The sequence below is a fragment of the Tunicatimonas sp. genome (genome assembly GCF_049647865.1).
GTDB lineage: Bacteria > Bacteroidota > Bacteroidia > Cytophagales > Cyclobacteriaceae > Tunicatimonas.
In genome coordinates this window covers 1-2,516 of the sequence record NZ_JBARYM010000898.1, presented here as the reverse complement: position 1 = coordinate 2,516, position 2,516 = coordinate 1, and the positions used below count along the sequence as shown (strand labels likewise).

The window sequence follows — 2,516 nt, the reverse complement described above, 5'->3', positions numbered from 1 at the left end:
CATTGTTAGCGTAGGTTGGGATCAATCTCAGTACCTTCACCTTTGGCGCAACGATAATGCTTCTCCTAACATAAGTTGGAAACATTATTCTTCAGAAAACAAAGATCTTGCATTTCCCAACAGTGTGGGGCAGCAGACTGCATCGTTAGCTACTGATCTGGATAAAGACGGTGTAACTGATTTTGTAATAACAGAACGCACAGCAGCCCCTTCGGTGGTTTGGTACAAGAAAAATGGTGAAAGCTGGGATAGAATGGTAATAGAAGATGAAGCCCTACGAATAGAAGCTGGGTCGGCTCATTACGATATTGACGGCGATGGTGATCAGGATATTGTATTTGCCGGAGAAAGCCAGAGCAACGAAGTATGGTGGTGGGCCAATCCTTACCCAAATTATGACCTGCCCTGGGAACGTTACACAATCAAGAAATCAGGGAGCAACAAGCACCACGATCAACTCTTTGGAGATTTTGATGGCGACGGGCAGCAGGAACTAGTCTTCTGGAATCAGCAAGGAAAAGCTCTGTTCCTGGCTGAAATACCCGAAAACCCTCAGGAAACCGAAGAATGGGATTTTCACCCAATTTATAAGTACAGCACCGATAGTCAGATGGAACAACTCGGTCAGGAAGGGTATCCGGGTTGGAAAGATGATAACGAGCACGAAGGACTAGCCAAAGCTGATATTGATGGTGATGGAACAATGGATATTATTGGCGGTGGTCGTTGGTTTAAGCACACCGGAGACGGAGAATTTGCTGAAAATATTGTAGATGCCTCTTATGTCTTTACTCGAGCCGTTGCCGGACAGATTATAGAAGGTGGTCGACCAGAGATCGTTTTAGTGGTGGGAGATGGCGTAGCCCCCATGATTCTCTACGAGTACCGTGATGGGACCTGGCATAAAAAAGAGATTGTAGCTAGCCTGAGTAATGGTCACACCATTGATTTGCTGGACTTTGACCTAGATGGAAACTTAGACCTTTTCTCTGCCGAAATGCGCTTCGGAGAGGGAAATCCTGATTCTAAGATCAGAATTCTACTGGGCGATGGGCAGGGAAACTTTAATGAACATGTGGTGGCTACTGGCTATGGCGTGCACGAAGGCCGTTTGGTTGATCTGGATGGTGACGGTGACTACGATGTATTAGGTAAACCATACAGTTGGAAAACTCCCCGCTTAGATGTTTGGATTAATGAAGGCACCACTCAGCCATGAAAAAAGAAGCTAAAAATTATTACAATCTAGTAAGTAATAAGCTTACCGCCTCTTTTATTGCTATACTATTGTTTTTATTATTTAGCAGCGGAATAACAATCGCTCAGCCCCAACCGGGTGAGGCATTTCGCGAGTATCATTGGTTACCTTCCCAGGTAAAAGAATCAAATAACTTTTTACGGGTAGGTGGAAAACTGGACTATACCTCCAATACCGATCACTTTCCAGCAGAGGCTCATCGAGAAGGATTTATAACATTGACGCACAAGGTAACTCTAGTGGATGCTATAAAAGCCGAAGTGGTGGTAGAAAAAGTGCTAAGCCACGAAGGTACCCGTGGACTCGCGATTCAGGTAAACGATAGCGATTGGCTGGTACTACCCGAGGCCGATAGTATACCCTCGCCTGCTTACGATTATATGCATCATTTCAATCCTACCGTAGAAGTGCCGCTTAGTTATTTGAAGGAAGGAGCTGAAAATGCTTTTCGGTTTAAAGTAGATAGCACTCAGTACTGGGGTTGGCCTCAGAATCTGCTCTATGGTGTTACTTTCCGTATCTATTACGACATTGCCTCACCATTTACTTCCAACGAATCAATTGTGCAGGCTACTTCTACTGAGAACGGCTTTCGCTTGTCACTAAATGATGAAAATCAAGAAGAATTTAAGCGGGTTGACTACGTAGGTTACTACGAAGATGCCAACTGGGAAGGCAATGGCCAGTACCAACAGTGGCACGCTCACCTACATCGGGGGCAGTTAGTCGGTCATATTGGAAGTAGTACATCATTACCATTCACAGTAGATTGGAAAACCAACTGGCTGCCTGACCAGCCCGAACCAATGAAAGTATTGGCTAGGATTACTACTCAAGATGGTATAATCTACTCAACCCCGGCGCTGGAATCGTTAAAATTGCCTTCGCGTAACTTTTCAGTCAAGCTATATAAACCTCAGGATGTACCAACTCAGTGGGTTACTCGCTCAGGTGAGTTTTCCGAACACATTACTATTTCAGAAGACATTCAGCGGGCAACAAGCTATCAGCTTATCTGGATTAGCTGGAGTCCCTGCTACTCCAATGGGATTCTTTTCAATGATCACTTGGTGTATTTCCGGGAAGCACCGTGTTACGATGCGATGCTTCACGTAGTTACTCAAGATGATACTCACGTACTTGAGAACGGAAAAAATACGATTACTACTCTAAAAACCCCACTCTTTCAAGGGCAGATGGTTCACGGTATGGAAGTACAATGGCCAGGAATTATGGTAAAAATTCGCTACGATCTACT

2 protein-coding genes are annotated in these 2,516 nt (G+C 44.7%); both read left to right on the top strand.

Annotation, left to right across the window (positions count from 1 at the left end; translation table 11 throughout):
* Nucleotides 1-1,219: FG-GAP repeat domain-containing protein (locus WBA23_RS25600; RefSeq protein ID WP_424585119.1), on the top strand; the 1,219-nt coding region annotated here is incomplete at its 5' end.
* Nucleotides 1,216-2,516: hypothetical protein (locus tag WBA23_RS25595; protein ID WP_424585118.1), on the top strand; the 1,301-nt coding region annotated here is incomplete at its 3' end. The genes WBA23_RS25600 and WBA23_RS25595, both read left to right, overlap by 4 nt.